General features: G+C 63.7%; 16 protein-coding genes. All 16 read right to left on the minus strand.

From position 1 onward, the window contains the following. Nucleotides 1-5: 5 nt before the first annotated feature. Nucleotides 6-1,376, minus strand: coding sequence for a phosphoglucosamine mutase (glmM, locus tag GE253_RS08695; RefSeq protein ID WP_153203738.1), 1,371 nt, complete (start codon nt 1,374-1,376; stop codon nt 6-8). Nucleotides 1,377-1,462: 86 nt separating this feature from the next. After that, on the minus strand, nt 1,463-2,455 hold the full coding sequence (gene folP / locus GE253_RS08700; protein ID WP_247878561.1) for a dihydropteroate synthase: 993 nt from the start codon (nt 2,453-2,455) through the stop codon (nt 1,463-1,465). Nucleotides 2,456-2,545: 90 nt separating this feature from the next. Then, complete coding sequence (gene ftsH / locus GE253_RS08705; protein WP_348770799.1) at nt 2,546-4,471, minus strand: ATP-dependent zinc metalloprotease FtsH; 1,926 nt, start codon at nt 4,469-4,471, stop codon at nt 2,546-2,548. 98 nt (nt 4,472-4,569) lie between these two features. Further along, the gene (gene tilS, locus GE253_RS08710; RefSeq protein WP_153203740.1) at nt 4,570-5,883 is read right to left on the minus strand and encodes a tRNA lysidine(34) synthetase TilS; all 1,314 of its coding nucleotides are present in this window, start codon (nt 5,881-5,883) and stop codon (nt 4,570-4,572) included. After that, a complete protein-coding gene (gene ybgF / locus GE253_RS08715; protein WP_153203741.1) occupies nt 5,874-6,788 on the minus strand; it encodes a tol-pal system protein YbgF in 915 nt (304 codons plus the stop codon). Before ybgF ends, tilS begins: the two co-directional genes overlap by 10 nt. Nucleotides 6,789-6,983: 195 nt before the next feature. Then, complete coding sequence (pal, locus tag GE253_RS08720; protein WP_153203742.1) at nt 6,984-7,484, minus strand: peptidoglycan-associated lipoprotein Pal; 501 nt, start codon at nt 7,482-7,484, stop codon at nt 6,984-6,986. Between the two features lie 152 nt (nt 7,485-7,636). Continuing rightward, a complete protein-coding gene (gene tolB / locus GE253_RS08725) occupies nt 7,637-8,959 on the minus strand; it encodes a Tol-Pal system beta propeller repeat protein TolB (protein ID WP_153203946.1) in 1,323 nt (440 codons plus the stop codon). 41 nt (nt 8,960-9,000) lie between these two features. Beyond that, nucleotides 9,001-9,939, minus strand: a complete 939-nt coding sequence (locus GE253_RS08730; RefSeq protein WP_153203743.1) for an energy transducer TonB — start codon at nt 9,937-9,939, stop codon at nt 9,001-9,003. Between the two features lie 80 nt (nt 9,940-10,019). Beyond that, the gene (locus tag GE253_RS08735; RefSeq protein ID WP_247878562.1) at nt 10,020-10,418 is read right to left on the minus strand and encodes an ExbD/TolR family protein; all 399 of its coding nucleotides are present in this window, start codon (nt 10,416-10,418) and stop codon (nt 10,020-10,022) included. Nucleotides 10,419-10,479: 61 nt separating this feature from the next. Then, nucleotides 10,480-11,211: a protein TolQ gene (tolQ, locus tag GE253_RS08740; RefSeq protein ID WP_153203745.1), complete on the minus strand. Its 732-nt coding sequence runs from the start codon at nt 11,209-11,211 to the stop codon at nt 10,480-10,482. 22 nt (nt 11,212-11,233) lie between these two features. Further along, nucleotides 11,234-11,719, minus strand: coding sequence for a YbgC/FadM family acyl-CoA thioesterase (locus tag GE253_RS08745; RefSeq protein WP_247878563.1), 486 nt, complete (start codon nt 11,717-11,719; stop codon nt 11,234-11,236). Next, entirely contained in the window at nt 11,712-12,776 is a 1,065-nt protein-coding gene (gene ruvB / locus GE253_RS08750; RefSeq protein WP_153203948.1) for a Holliday junction branch migration DNA helicase RuvB, read from the minus strand. The genes GE253_RS08745 and ruvB overlap by 8 nt, the downstream gene beginning before the upstream one ends. Before the next feature lie 44 nt (nt 12,777-12,820). Then, a complete protein-coding gene (gene ruvA / locus GE253_RS08755) occupies nt 12,821-13,441 on the minus strand; it encodes a Holliday junction branch migration protein RuvA (protein ID WP_153203746.1) in 621 nt (206 codons plus the stop codon). Next, nucleotides 13,438-13,872 (minus strand): type II toxin-antitoxin system VapC family toxin, encoded by a 435-nt coding sequence (locus GE253_RS08760; RefSeq protein WP_211101397.1) that lies wholly within the window; start codon nt 13,870-13,872, stop codon nt 13,438-13,440. The genes ruvA and GE253_RS08760 overlap by 4 nt, the downstream gene beginning before the upstream one ends. Next, nucleotides 13,853-14,134 carry a type II toxin-antitoxin system VapB family antitoxin gene (locus GE253_RS08765; RefSeq protein ID WP_153203747.1) on the minus strand — a complete coding sequence of 94 codons (282 nt, stop codon included), beginning with the start codon at nt 14,132-14,134 and terminating at the stop codon, nt 13,853-13,855. The genes GE253_RS08760 and GE253_RS08765 overlap by 20 nt, the downstream gene beginning before the upstream one ends. An 80-nt stretch (nt 14,135-14,214) precedes the next feature. Continuing rightward, a complete protein-coding gene (gene ruvC, locus GE253_RS08770; RefSeq protein WP_153203748.1) occupies nt 14,215-14,742 on the minus strand; it encodes a crossover junction endodeoxyribonuclease RuvC in 528 nt (175 codons plus the stop codon). Between the last annotated feature and the right edge of the window lie 10 nt (nt 14,743-14,752).

Genomic DNA, 14,752 nt, shown 5'->3' on the forward strand with positions numbered 1-14,752 from the left:
TGCCCTTACTCCGCCGCCACCTTGGCCGCCGCCGATTGTACGGCGGCACAGATATCATCCACCACGTGCTTCACCAGCCCCTCATCCTCCCCTTCCGCCATCACACGGATCAGCGGTTCGGTGCCAGATTTGCGGATCAGCACACGGCCACGGTCGGCCAGCCTTGCCTCCCCCTCGGCGATGGCAGCCTTCACCTGCACATCCTCCAGCGGCTGCACGCCCCCACCAGCCTCATACCGGACATTCTTCAGCAATTGCGGCAGCGGCTGGAACACGCGCAGCACGTCGGATGCCGGGCGCCCCGCCTTGCGGACGCAGGCCAGCACCTGTAGCGCCGCCAACAACCCGTCGCCGGTGGTGGCGAAATCCGACAGCACCACATGGCCGGACTGTTCACCGCCGACATTGAAGCCGTGTTCCCGCATATGTTCCACCACATAGCGGTCACCAACGGCGGTGCGGGCCAGGCTGAGGCCCAGCCCCTTCAGATAAAGTTCCATGCCCATGTTGGACATGACCGTGGCCACCACGCCACCACCGCGCAGCCGGCCGCTTTCCGCCCAGCTGGCGCCGATCAGGGCCATGATCTGGTCGCCATCAATCTGGCTGCCATTTTCATCGGCCAGGATCAGCCGGTCAGCATCACCATCCAGGGCGATCCCGATATCGGCCTGATGTTCCAGCACCGCGGCGCGCATGGCGGCCGGTGCCGTCGCACCGCATTTATCATTGATATTGAAGCCATTGGGCTGGTTGAACAGGGTAACCACCTCGGCCCCCAGTTCGTACAGCACACGCGGCGCCACCTTGTAAGCGGCCCCATGGGCGCAATCGAGGACGATTTTCATCCCGTCCAGCCGCAGCCCCCGTGGGAAGCTGCTTTTCACCACCTCAATATAGCGGCCGGAGGCATCCTCCATCCGCTGGGCGCGGCCCAGGTCGCGCGGATTGACCAGATCAACGGCGAATGGCTGGGCCATCCGCTCCTCCATCCCCCGTTCGATCTCATCGGAGAGCTTATACCCATCCGGCCCGAACAGCTTGATGCCATTATCATGATATGGATTATGGCTGGCCGACAGCATCACCCCCAGATCAGCCCGCATGGAGCGGGTGAGCATGGCAACGGCGGGCGTGGGCAGCGGGCCGACCAGGATCACATCCATACCCATGGAGATGAAGCCGGCCGTCAGCGCCGGTTCCAGCATATAGCCCGACAGGCGCGTATCCTTGGCGATCACCACCGTATGGCGATGGTCCCCGCGCCGGAACTGCAAAGCCGCCGCCATGGCAGCTTTCAGGGCGGTTTCCGCCGTCATCGGCTCGGTATTGGCGGTACCGCGAATGCCATCCGTGCCGAATAATTTACGCGACATCGATCAAAAATCCCTGTGAGCGCCGGGCTGTATGTCACTTTATAGCACGCCCGACGGCAGCGGCGGCAATGACGATAAATGTTGTATCAGGCCGATTGCAGCGCCCGCCAGACGGCCACCGCCTGCACGGTCGCCGCCACATCATGCACCCGCAGGATTTGCGCCCCCTGCCCCAGCGCGTGCAAGGCGGCGGCGATGGAACCCGCCACCCGATCCTTCGGCGCTTCCCCTTTCGACAGGGAGGCGATGAAACGCTTGCGGCTGACCCCGATCAGGAGGGGGCAGCCCAGCCCGTGCAAGCTGGCGGTGCGGGCCAGCAGATCGACATTATGGGACAGGTCTTTGCCAAACCCGATACCGGGGTCGATGGCAATCTTCTCCCGCGCGATGCCCGCCCCCATCGCCGCCTCGATCCGCACGCCCAGCCAATCAAAAACCTCCGCCGTCACATCCGCATAGCGGGGGGCCAGCTGCATGGTCTGCGGCTCCCCCTGGATATGCATCAGCACCAGGGGCAGGCCGCTGGCCGCCGCCACTAACAGGCTGTCCGGGTCACCGGTCAGGGCCGTTACATCATTGATGATCCGCGCACCGGCCGCCGCAGCGGCCTGCATCACGGCGGCATGGCGGGTATCGATGGAGATCACGGCCCCTTCCGCTGCCAGAGCCGCAATGACGGGCACCACCCGGGCGATCTCCACATCCACCGGAACCGGTTCCGCACCGGGCCGCGTCGACTCACCGCCAATATCCAGGATATCAGCCCCCTCCGCCAGCAGCCGGCGACCGTGGCCGATGGCCGCTGCCACACTGGCATGGTCGCCGCCATCGGAAAAACTGTCCGGCGTGACATTGACGATACCCATGATCAGGGGCCGCGACAGGTCGAACCCAGCCCAGTCCGGGCGGGGTTTGATCAGCGGATGGCTGGCGGTAAGCACGACTGCGGGCTGGATACCATCGGCCGTTTCAACCAATGAAAAGGCCAACGGCCCCCCCGCCAGCGGCTGGGCCGCACCAGCGGCCACAGCGGCACGGGCAGACCTGCCGGAAAGCAGGGCGAGCGGACGATGATGCATGGGGAAAGCTTCGTCTGACGGGGGAACCAAAGCACAAACCCCCGGCATTTCCATGCCGGGGGTTTGCAGCTCAACTTAAACTCATCCGGTTTACACGCCCGGCTGGGGCTCCGGCTCACCGCTCCCCGTGGTGGGCACGGACGATCGGCGGCCGCCGGTGGATTTGGGCGGTTCCACCGCCGGCGGACGCGGGGCCGGCGGATCGGTACGCACCACCTCTTCGCCCCGCAACAGGGCCCGAACCTCGTCACCCGACAGGGTTTCGAATTCCAGCAGCGCTTCGGAAACCTTGTGCAGGTTGTCCAGATGCGTCGTCAGGATGGTACGCGCCTGCACCTCGCCCTCCTCGATCAGACGGCGGATCTCCTCGTCGATCAACTGTGAGGTCGCTTCAGAGACATTCTGCTGCTGCGCCACCGAATGACCCAGGAAAACCTCCTGCTCATTGGCGTTATAGCGCACACGGCCCAGCTTATCGCTCATACCATATTCCGCCACCATGGCACGGGCCCAGCGGGTGGCTTGCTGGATATCGCTGGCCGCACCGGTGGTCACATTCTCCGGCCCGAAGATGATTTCTTCGGCCACACGACCACCAAACAGCACGGCCAGACGCGACTCCATCTCCCGCTTGGTATAGTTGGTGCGGTCGCGTTCGGGCAGGTTCATGGTCACGCCCAGGGCGCGGCCACGCGGGATGATCGTCACCTTATGCAGCGGATCATATTCCGGCACCATCAGGGAGACGAGCGCATGGCCGGCCTCGTGATAGGCGGTCAGCTTCCGTTCCTTCTCGCTCATTACCATGGAGCGGCGTTCCGCCCCCATCATCACCTTGTCCTTGGCGGCTTCGAAATCGGCCATGCCAACGACGCGCTTGCCGGAACGGGCCGCCAGCAAGGCGGCTTCATTGACCAGATTGGCCAGATCCGCACCGGAGAAGCCGGGGGTACCACGGGCGATGATCTTCGGGTCCACATCCGGCGCCAGCGGCACCTTGCGCATATGGACCTTCACAATCTTCTCACGCCCCAGCACATCGGGGTTCGGCACCACGACCTGACGGTCGAAGCGGCCGGGGCGCAGCAGCGCGGGGTCCAGCACGTCAGGACGATTGGTGGCGGCGATCAGGATCACGCCCTCATTCGCCTCAAACCCGTCCATCTCCACCAGCAACTGGTTCAGCGTCTGCTCACGTTCATCATTGCCACCGCCCAGGCCGGCGCCGCGATGGCGGCCGACCGCGTCGATTTCGTCGATGAAGATGATGCAGGGCGCGTTCTTCTTGCCCTGTTCGAACATGTCGCGGACACGCGATGCACCCACGCCGACGAACATTTCCACAAAGTCGGAACCGGAAATGGTGAAGAAAGGCACATTGGCTTCACCGGCCACGGCGCGGGCGGTCAGGGTCTTACCCGTACCCGGCGGGCCAACCAGCAACACACCCTTGGGGATTTTGCCGCCCAGACGCTGGAACTTCTGCGGATCTTTCAGGAAGTCGACAACCTCCTCCAGCTCCTGCTTGGCCTCATCGATGCCGGCCACATCATCAAAGGTGACGCGGCCAACTTTCTCCGTCAGCAGGCGGGCGCGGGACTTGCCAAAACCCATGGCCTTGCCGCCGCCAGACTGCATCTGGCGCATGAAGAAAATCCACACGCCGATCAGCAACAGCATCGGGAACCAGCTGAGCAGGATGCTGAGCAGGGAGGGATTGGTATCTTCCGGCACGACAGAGACGCGGACATTCTTGTCGACCAGCCGGTCGGCAACATTGCTGCCCTGAGGCGCGATGGTCGAGAAGGTCCGGCCGTCATTGGTGGTGCCGGTGATCTGGTCCCCCTTGATCATCACGGATGTGACGATGCCGCGATCCACCTCCGCCAGCAGCTCGCTATAGGCGAGCCCGGACTGGGGCGAACGGGTGGAAGAGCTTTGGAACAGGTTGAACAGGGCAATCAGGAGCACCCCGATAACCAGCCAAAGCGCCAGATTCTTGCCGAAATTATTCACGTCACAAGCCTTTCATCCACCGCATCCCTTCCGGCGCCCTGCCCAACAGCCGACAGGGCGGCTGACAGGCGGGTAACCCCGGATGGGGGAACATCCCATTAGATAATGTCATTCGCGGCGCTGACAACAGCGAAGCGTGGCCCAAATGCAGGAACTGCTACTTCCGGAAGGATATAGCAGCTTAGCGTGGCCCGGTCCGCCCTGTTAAATCCCAAATGGGGAATGGCGCATATTTCGTCACGCTCGGTCAAAACCGGGCAGGTGCGGCGGATGGCTGCGGCCAGCGGGGCGCGTTTCAGTGCCGGTTCGAGGGCCGTGGCCCGCTGCCACAGCATATCGTCCAGCGCCTGCACCTGCCCTTCCATAGTCCCTTGGATCGACAGATGGAATCGGCCGTCCCATGTGACGATGCCACCCCCGGGCGGCACCGCAACGGGGCCTTCCAGATGGCGTTCCTCCCGCATCAGCTGCCAGCCGCCAGCCGTGGCGGCCAGACGACAGCCGGCCAGGGTGGCCCCCGTCCGCGCATCCGCCGCCATCCGCTGCCAGAGCGCGGCGACAGCCGACGGGGACGGCGGATAAGCGGCACCGCCAATGGCGCGCAGCAGGCTGGTCAGCAGCCGCGGGCCCATACCAGCGGCGTCAGACACAATGCCAACGGACAGCATGGCCCAGCCTTCCGGCTGGAATCGGACATGGCGGGCGGCCAGCCCGGCCAGTGTCTGATCGAGGGAGGCGCGATCCTGCCCGGCAGCGGTCGCATCCTGAAAGGCCGAGTCTGTGTCAGGCCCCTGCTGCCGCAGCGCCACACGGGCATAGCGAGAATCGCGGTTGGACGGATCTTCCACCCAGGTCTGGCCCAACCCCCTGCAGGTTGCCAGCAGCCGGGCCTTGGGAACGGGCAAGAGCGGCCGGATCAGCCGCACCGACCCCAATTCCCGAATCAGCGGCATACCGGCCAGCCCATCCCCGCCGCTACCGCGTGCCTGCCGCAACAGGGTGGTTTCCGCCTGATCATCGGCATGGTGGGCCAGGGCCAGATGCAGGATGCCCTGCGCGGCGGCGGCCTCTGCCAGAAGGCGCAGCCGAGCGGTGCGGGCGCCCGCCTGGATACCGGTGGTCGGCTTGCGCCCTTCCCAGGCCAAGGTCTGGTGCTCGATGCCTCGGTTCCGCATCCAGGCGGCGACCTGGGCCGCCTCCTGCCCGCTTTCCCGCCGCAGGCCGTGATCAACCGTCAACGCCAGCAGCCGTCCGCCCCGTTGGCGGCACCAATCGGCCAGCAGCAAGGCCAGGGCCATGCTGTCGCCACCGCCGGAAACACCAACCGCCAGATGGGGCTCAGGCTCGAAGGGACCGGCAGCCTTCATACAGGCCGCGAACTGATCCGGTCGAACCGGTTCCATCAGCTGCATTTCAGCCGGTTCTTCTCCTGCTCGGCGCGGCGGCGGGTGGTGGCGGACGCGTCCTTGTATTTGCCCAGCAATTCGCCCAGGGCCGCACAGGCATCGTCGTTCGCCTTCATGGCGGACAGCGAGAGGGATAGCTTCAGCAGCGAGTCTGGCGCTTTGCCACTCTTGGGGAACTTCTGGTACCCCTCGGCAAAGGCGACGGCCGCTTCCTTGAACTTGTTCCGGACATAGAGCGATTCGCCCATCCAATATTGCGCATTGGCTGCCAGGGTGTCGCTGGGATGGACCTTCAGGAACTGCGCGAAGCCCTTCTCCGCATTCGCGTAATCGCCCTGCCGCAACAGGTTGAAGGCCGCGTTATATTGCTCCTGCGAAGAGCCGCTGGGCAGGGAACCGCCCGTCTCCGGCTCTGCGGCGGGGCTCGCCGCCGCTCCCTTGTCCGCCTTGCCCGCGGTACCTTTTTCCGGTGCGGGAGCAGCGGCCGGGGCCGCGGCCCCAAGACCGCCACCCGACTGCTGTTCCAGACGGCTGAGGCGGAAATCCATGTCCGTCTGCATCTTGGTCAGCTGCTCCCGCAGCTGACCAACCTGGAACGCCGCTTCCTCATAGCGCCCGGTCAGCGTCTGCATCTCCGACTCCAGACGCTGCAAACGCACCTCGAATCCAGCAGCGACATTACCGGTCGGTGCCGAGGCCGACGCGGCGGGCGGGGTGCCACCATTGCCGCGATAAACCTCGCGGCTGATGGTCTGCATCTCATTTTCCAGCCGCTGCAGCCGATTCATCAGCTCCCGCGTGTCACTCTGACCAAAGGCCGGGCCGGTAAAGGACAGGGCGGTCAACGCGATGGCGGCCACCGCCAGGCGACGGCACAGAAACAGGCGTTGGGTGCTGAGCGGGCTGATCATCTAGGGACCGGCTGTAACAGGGTGGAGGATGGTCCGCACCCTATCGCGTCGTGCGGACGGGTGGAAGGGTGCAGCAGCGATGGGGCGGGATTGTGGCCGCGCCGTCGGCCATCAGCGCCAAGAAAAAGGGCGCCGCTGGAAAACCAGCGGCGCCCGATCTCATCGGCCATGGCCGAAACGTCGGTCAGACAGTGATCAGTTGATCACGGTCACGCCACGACGGTTCTGCGTCCAGGCGGCTTCGTTGGAACCAACAACAGCCGGACGCTCCTTGCCGTAGGAGATGGTCTGAACGCGGGCGCCGTCAACGCCCAGAGCGGTCAGGTAGTTCTTGACAGCGGTGGCGCGACGCTCGCCCAGGGCCAGGTTGTACTCACGCGTACCGCGCTCGTCGGCATGACCTTCAACGGTCACGGTGACGCCCTGGTACTGCTTCAGCCAAGCGGCCTGACGGTCCAGCGTAGCGGTTGCTTCCGGAGTCAGGTCGGACTTGTCGAAGCCGAAGAAGACGCGGTCGCCGACATTGACGACGAAGTCTTCAGCCGAACCCGGAACGGGGCCAGTCGGCTTGGCAGCGACCGGAGCAGCCGGAGCAACGGTGCCAGCGGTCGTGGCGGTAGCGGTCGGCTCCTTCTTGGAGCTGCAGGCGGTGGCCAGCAGGGCAACCGCGACGAGGCTGACGATCTTGAAGTTCATTTTGAGACCCCCTAGGTGGAACTCAGTTCAGTGTTGAGATAACGCATTTGCCCCACGAACCGTGCCATCGCAGCCAGTCGCCGCATTTAACGATCTTAGTGACTGGAAGGATTTGAGCACTGTTCTTGCGATGCGAACGTAGTGTGACGCAGTCACGGAATCAAGGGCGACCAAGCGGGGTCAGACGCGTCCGTGGGCGTTAAGACCTGCCTCTCATTGAACCCTGTCAGGTCAATTGAGTATAGCTTGGCCTGACGCTGCTTGCCACCCGCCCCGGCCGGACGCTCCTTAAAGAACATCAGAACGCGGCCGTTGGGTGCCCAGGTCGGCCCTTCGACGTGGAACGCCTCGGTCAGGATACGCTCACCAGTACCATCGGGCCGGATGACACCAATATAGAACTTACCGTCGGCCAGACGGGTGAAGGCAATCAAATCCCCACGCGGCGACCAGACGGGCGTAGCATAACGGCCGGACCCGAAAGTAATGCGCTTAACGTCGCCGCCATCGGCGTTCATCGTGTACAGCTGCTGCGTACCGCCCCGGTCGCTTTCAAACACGATTTTGCTGCCATCCGGGGAATAGCAGGGTGACGTATCAATGCCGGGATGATTGGTCAGCTGGGTTTGACGGCGGGTGCGCAGGTCCAGCGCGTAGATGTCGGTGTTGCCGTTTTGGGCCAGCGACATGATCACCTTGTTGCCATCCGGCGAGAAACGCGGCGCAAATGTCATGCCCGGAAAATCGCCCAATACTTCCTGGCGACCGGTATCGATATTGAACAGATAGACCCGAGGCTTGTTGTTGAAGTAGCTCAGATATGTAATTTCCTGGGTGCTGGGTGAAAAACGCGGGGTCAGTACCAGTACACGGCCATCCGTCAGGAACCGATGGTTCTGCCCATCCTGATCCATGATGGCCAATTGCTTGACGCGCTGCAATGCAGGCCCTGACTCGGCGATATAGACGACGCGGGTATCGAAATAGCCCTCTTCCCCGGTGATGCGCTTATAGATCGCGTCGGAGATGATATGGGCGACTCGTCGCCAGCCATCGGACTGCACCGTATAGGCCAGCCCCGTAAGCTGCTGGTCCGCTGTCACGTCCCATAGACGGAATTCAATGCGGGTGCGCCCGTCGGGGGCCTGAGTCACGGTGCCGGTCACCAGACCCTGCGCCTGGATCAGACGCCAGTCCGCATAGCGCGGGCCGGCGCGCAACTGCTCCGGCGTCTGGATGAACTTGGCCGGATCAATGGGCCGGAACAGGCCGGACCGTTCCAGATTGGCCGAAATGACCGCCGCTATATTCTGCCCGGTCTGCTGGGCCTGTGGATTGTCGCCGGCGAAATTCGTCACGGCGATCGGCATCGGCTGCGGGTTGGCCTTGGTGATGTCAATCTCAAGCTCGGCACGGGCCGGCAGGGTGGCCGCACCGCTGGCGGCCACGACACCCATCATGGCCAGCGACCGCATGACGGTCCGGCGCCCCAGGGAAAAATCGGCTTTGGCTGGCATCAGAACATATCCTTCGGGCTGAACTTCATCAGGATTGACCCTTTGTCCGCATATTTTTCCCGCGGAATGTTGAGCGTATTACACCCTGGCAACAACGGTGCGCGAAGCGCCGATTCAACGAAGGCACGGTAGTGCGGATCGCTGTTCGGGTTACCGTTGCCACCAACGTACTGAACATTCGTGACGCGCATATTGGTATCGTAACTGACGCGAATTTCCGCGATCATCTGCTCTACCCCTTTTGCGCCGATCGGGGCATTCCAACATTGGGCAATCTGGCGACGCAGCGCATCCTCTTCGCTGATCGTCAGATGATCACCGGTCTTGGCATTGCTCGGCTGCGGCGGGGGAGAACTCTCCTGCTTTGCCGTTTCCTTGGCCGGCGGACTGTCAGGCTTCAGCTTGGCCACACTCTTGAGAACGCTGTCGAAGGACTTTTTCGGCTCTTCCTTCTTCGGCTCCTCTTTCTTGGGCTCAGGCTTCTTCTCTTCTTTTTTCGGTTCCGGTTTCGGCTCAGGCGTGGGCTTCGGTTCCTCCTTCTTTGGGGGTTCCGGCTTCGGCTCTTCCTTCTTCGGCTCCGGTTTGGGTTCGGGCTTGGGTTCGGGCTTGGGCTCCGGCGGCGGTGGCTTGGGCGGTTCCGGCTTCGGCTCTGGCTTGGGCTGTGGCTTCGGCGGCTCCGGTTCAGGCAGCTTCTGCGCCACCTGCGGGGGTGGCGGCTCCGGCGTCTTGATGTCCGGCGGCGGCGGTTCTTCCTTGGCCTGCACCGGCGGCGTGGGCGGCTGCGGCTTGGGCGGGGTGGGATGCGGCGGCTGGGGGCGCGGCGGGGTCGGCTGCTGCAGCTTGGCAATGGTGGCCGGGCCGATTTCCACAATATCGACCGGCACTTCCTGCAGCTGGATCACCTCCCGCTCGCGCACCAGATGCGGCAGGCCAATCAATGCCAGCAGAATCAGCGCCAGATGCAGCAGGCCGGAAAGGATGAGGGGCGTGCGCATGATCGGGTTCGACCCATTCCCCCTTACCGGCGACCGTCGGATTCGATGACGAGCTTGGCCTCCGACAGCCCGGCGCGGCGCGCCTCGCTCAACACGTCGACGATGCTGGCATAGGTCGCCTGCCGATCACCCCGGACCAGTACCTTGCGTTCCGGATTTTCCTGCGCCACCACCGCCAGACGCGGTGCCAGTTCAGCGATGGCGAACATATCGTTGTCGAAGACCTTCTTGTCCTTGAAGGAGACCTTGCCATCGGCCGTCACCGTCACCCAAAGCGGATCTTCTTCCGATTTCAGTGCCTGGGCCGCCCCCTTGGGCAGATTGACGGGAATACCCGAGGTCAGCAGCGGGGCCGCCACCATGAAAACGATGAGCAGCACCAGCATCACGTCCACCAGGGGCGTGACATTGATGTCCGACATGGCGCCCCGGCCGCGGCGGCGGCCGCGGCCGGAGGATTTACCGGGAAGGCTTGCCCCCATTTCAGCCCCGCTCCTCAAGATGACGCTGAAGGATCGCGGAGAATTCTGTCACAAATGAGTCGAGCCGGTCGCCAAAACGGCCGATTTCCGACGAGAAGTAATTATAGGCCAGCACGGCCGGAATGGCGGCCACCAGACCGATGGCGGTGGCGAACAGCGCTTCCGCGATACCGGGGGCCACCACGGCCAGCGAGGTATTCTGCTGGGCGGCGATGTTGGTGAAGGCCCCCATGATACCCCAGACCGTACCGAACAGGCCGACGAAGGGGCCGGCGGAACCGACGGAGGCCAGCACGGTCAGATAGCGTTCGGTATTCGCCATCTCCCGGTTTACGGTAACGGACATTACCCGTTCGATCCGTTGGGCCAGATTGGCGCGCATGGCACCGGTGCTGGTCAACCCGCGCTCGGTGGCATGGCGCCATTCACGCATCCCGGCGGCGAACACAGCCGACAGCGGGTCGGCGGGCGTGGCAGAGACCTGATCATAAAGCTGATCCAGGGAGCCGCCCGACCAGAATTGCTCTTCGAAATCGGCCGCCGCCGCCTTGATGCGGCGCAGCTTCTTGACCTTGTCGTAGACAATGGCCCAGGTCCAGACCGAGGCGAAAACCAGGCCCAGCATCACCAGTTTCACAACCGGATCGGCCTGCATGAACAGGCCCCAGGCGGTCAGTTCATGGGCTGGAACGGCACCGCCCAGCGGGGCGGCCTGCAACAGAGTGGGATACATTCGGTTCAGTCCTGACCTAGCTTTACGACAGCACCCGTTCCAACACATCCCGCAACGCTGCGGGCAGCCGGACCGGCCTTCCGTTCTGATTGATCGCCGCCAAACGCAGGCAGACACGCACCAGCATGTCTCCCGGCAGCCGCTCAATATCCGAGCCCGTCTGCGGCGGCAAGCCGGCGCGACGGACCTCCTGTTCCATATCCACGGTGGCGGCCCCGATGGCCGTCACCCGGCTCCACACTTCCAGCGGCTGATCCAGCCTGGCCGGGCCCCGGAAATCCATCGTGCAATGGCGCACAGTCAGGGCGGTACCCAGCGCGTTAACCATTTCCGCATGAGGAAAACCGGCCAAACGCAGCATTTCATTGCGTGCGCGCTCACAAAAACGTAAATAATTTGCGTGATAGACAATACCGCCGGCGTCCGTGTCCTCGTAATAGACACGCACAGGAAAGACGTGGTTCTTGCCCTCCGTCCAGCCGGCCGGCGGAACATGCATATCAGGCATCGACATCCCCAGCGAACAGATCGGCCCCCAGCGGCACCGCATTGCCCAACAGATCCAACTGGCGGGCTGGTGTTGCCGGCACGGGCAATCCCAGATAGCGATATCCGGTGTCCGTCAACATGCGCCCACGCGGTGTGCGCTGCAACAGGCCCTGTTGAATCAAATAGGGCTCGATGGTTTCCTCCAGCACGTCGCGCTGTTCGCCCAATGCTGCCCCCAGCGTTTCCACGCCCACCGGGCCGCCGCCATAATGGTCGGCAATGCAGGAGAGATAACGCCGATCCATCGCGTCAAAGCCCAGCCGGTCCACCTCCAGCCTTGTCAGCGCCCGGTCGGCGGCTTCCGCATCGGTGACCAGCAGCCCGGTGACGGCGGAGATATCCCGCACCCGGCGCAGCAGCCGGCCGGCCACGCGCGGGGTGCCGCGCGACCGGCGGGCAATTTCCAGCGCCCCTTCGTCCGTCAGTTCCATGCCCAGGATGCGGGCCCCACGGCTGACGATCAATTGCAGCTCTTCCGGTTCATAGAACTGCATCCGCAGCGGAATGCCGAACCGTTCCCGCAACGGCCGGGTGATCAGGCCGGATCGGGTGGTCGCCCCCACCAGGGTGAAGGGCGGCAGGTCGATGCGCACGCTGCGCGCCGCCGGCCCCTCCCCGATGATCAGATCGAGCTGGAAATCCTCCATGGCCGGATAAAGGATTTCCTCCACCGCCGGGGACAGGCGGTGGATTTCATCGATGAACAGCACATCAAGCGGCTGCAGATTGGTCAGCAGGGCCGCCAGATCGCCGGCCCGGGCGATGACCGGGCCGGAGGTGGCGCGGAAGCCGACATTCATCTCCTTGGCGACGATCTGGGCCAGCGTCGTCTTGCCCAGGCCGGGGGGGCCGAACAACAGCACATGGTCCAACGCCTCCCCGCGCGAACGGGCGGCCTGGATGAACAGGGCCAGATTTTCGCGCACCTGCCGCTGGCCGGTGAATTCCGCCAGCGACAGCGGACGGATGGAATTCTCCGTCGATGCATCGCCACCGATCCGGTCCTGATCAACCATGCGTTCGGGCTTGGGCGCTTCCGGCTTGGCTTTGGGGGCGCGGCTCACAGGCTCAGTTCCTTCAGGCCGGCACGGATCAGGGCGGAGACATCAGCCCCCTCCCCCAATGCCTGGGCCGCCTTGTTCACCGCCGTGAAGGCATCGATCCGCTTGTATCCCAGATTGACCAAGGCCGACACCGCATCTCCAACCGCACCGCTGGGGGCCGCTGGCTGCGGCCCGCCTTTTATCGCTGTGGCCGCTGCCATCGGGGCAACGGCCAATGTGGCCACCTTATCCTTCAATTCGTTCAAAATTCGGGCAGCCAGTTTCGGCCCTACCCCGTCCGCCTCACACAGGCTGGTTTTGTCCTGGGCGGCAATCGCACTGGTCAGCCGGTCGGGCGCCAGCGCGGAGAGCAGGTTCAGCGCCACCCGGGCACCCACGCCTTGCACCGTGGTCAACAGGCGGAACCAGTCACGTTCCCCCGCATCGGCAAAGCCATAAAGCGCGATCTTATCCGCCGACACCCACATGTCGGTCAGCACCGAGGCCCGGTCGCCGGGGCTGCCCAGCCGGCGCAGCGTGCGCGATGAGGCGGAAAACAGATAGCCGACGCCATTCACGTCGATGATGGCCCAATCGAGACCGGTGGAATCGAGCAGGCCGGAAAGTTTGGCGATCATTGGCTTATCCCCGCCTCCGGCACCAGCAAAGGCAGCGCCGCGATAATGTCGGTATGGATGAAATCCTGGCCCTTGAACAGCAAGGGTGCGTCAGCCGACCGCGAAAGGGCATAGGCCGCACAATCCCCGTAATTCAACTGGGCAGGATGTCCAGAACCTCGGCCGTAACGCCCATAGGCGGTAAAGGCGATGCCAGCTTGGGCTTCATCAAATGGCATGATCTGCGTCGATATCTCATCAAGGAAGGCATCCAGTTCCCAGACTTTGGACATACCAAACCGACGCAGCATCACCGTTCGGCACTCAAATGCCGTCATGGCCGACATCATCAGCGCAGTTGCGCGCCGGATCGCCTTCAGATGAAAGCCCGCGTCTGCCTCCCCGCACAGGATGGCGTAGACGGCTGAGCTATCAATGGCGATCATCGGCATCTGCCCGCAGCCCTTCAATCAGGTCATAGCCCAGGATTTCGTCTTCGCTGAGATCATTGAGCGGCGGAATGGCCTGGGCGCGGGCGACAATCGCTTCCACCCGTGCCCAGCGCGTTTCATTCAACGCTTCCGTTTGTCGGCCAACACGCTCAAGCCGCTCCCGCACGGCCTTATGCATGGCCTCCGTCAGGCTCTCACCCGTCAGTTCGGCCAACCGGCGGACATCGCGTTCCGCCTCCGGGGATTTGATATTCAGGGCCATGGCGTCGCCATCCTTTCTTCCCTACGGGGAAGAATTCTACACCATATGAACAAAACAGCAACGGCGTGGCACAGTGTTTTCTAGCGCCGCACACCCAGGATGGCATCATCCACCTTGCGGCGGGTCTGGGCGTAATGGGCGTGGCAGATGGCAACGGCCAGCGCATCGGCGCTGTCGGCGCTGGTGCGCTGGATGCCGGGCAGCAACATGCGGACCATGTGCTGCACCTGCACCTTGTCGGCATGGCCGGTGCCGACGACGGATTTCTTCACCGCCATGGGCAGATATTGTTCCACCGGCAGCCCGGCCTTGGCGGCACTCAGCAGTGCGACGCCACGCGCCATGCCCAGTTTCAGGGTGGAGGATGGGTTGACGTTGGAAAGGGTTTCTTCCACCGCCGCCTCGTCGGGCTGCCAGGCGGCGATGACATCGGCGATGCCGTCATGCAATTCCAGCAGCCGGATGGCCAGATCATCGCCGCTGTCGGTATTGATCGTACCGTTGGCCACATGGCTCAACCGGTTGCCGCAGACGTCAATCACGCCCCAGCCCAAATGCCGCAGGCCGGGGTCGAGCCCCAGGATACGGGTCGTCACCTGTCCCGCCATCCCCGTCCCT

Source organism: Niveispirillum sp. SYP-B3756, assembly GCF_009495745.1.
Lineage (GTDB): Bacteria > Pseudomonadota > Alphaproteobacteria > Azospirillales > Azospirillaceae > Niveispirillum.